Here is a 617-nt window from a genome sequence, read left to right as displayed (position 1 = left end):
TCGATTTCGGTCGTCGGGATGCGCAACACATCGTCGACCGTATGCCCGAGCTCCTTCCGTATCCAGGCTGCCGGCGTCTGGCTGCCGGTGACCAGTAGCAGCACCGGCAACACCACCGGCGAGCAGCGCTCCCGGTAGCGACGCAATCGATCGCGCAGATGCTCCAGAGAGAGGGGGTCGACAAGCACGATATCGAAGCGGCTGTGGTCATCACCCTGGAGGCGATCATCGAACGCCTCGGTAAGCTGATATCGCCCCGTCAGCAGCCGGCGCAGCAGCTTGGCGTTGCCCGGGCTGTCTAGCGCACAGGCGATGCGCGCCTGCGGCGCGTCCGCGGCGTCAACGCGCTCGAGCAACATCGTGCGCACGGTTTTCCTCCAGAATCTCGGGGATGCCACTCAAGATCCCGCGCAATCCGGACAGCGGCCGCCCGACCTGTACACCGTGGTCGGTAATGGCCAGCTCGCGCAGGGTTTTCTCGAAATCGCCGGTGCGTTTCTTGAGCATGCCTACCGTCTTGCGCAGTTCTCCGGCCAACTCCATATAACGCAGGAGCACGATGGCGTCGGCAAGATAGCTGATGCCGTACTGGGACACCTGCAATTCCGGGCTGGCGA

Annotated in this window: 1 protein-coding gene and 1 pseudogene; both read right to left on the bottom strand. The window is 63.7% G+C overall.

The window, feature by feature from the left end; all coding sequences use genetic code 11:
- Window positions 1–368: hypothetical protein (locus ACS8Y6_RS18405; protein WP_440856247.1), on the bottom strand; the 368-nt coding region annotated here is incomplete at its 3' end.
- Window positions 340–617, bottom strand: a pseudogene (locus ACS8Y6_RS18400) (ATPase domain-containing protein); the annotation flags it as partial. The gene ACS8Y6_RS18405 and the pseudogene ACS8Y6_RS18400, both read right to left, overlap by 29 nt.

The sequence above is a fragment of the Salinisphaera sp. RV14 genome (assembly GCF_052044135.1).
Lineage (GTDB): Bacteria > Pseudomonadota > Gammaproteobacteria > Nevskiales > Salinisphaeraceae > Salinisphaera.
Note: the sequence above shows the minus strand (reverse complement) of the source record. Positions and strands in the feature narration are given on the sequence as shown.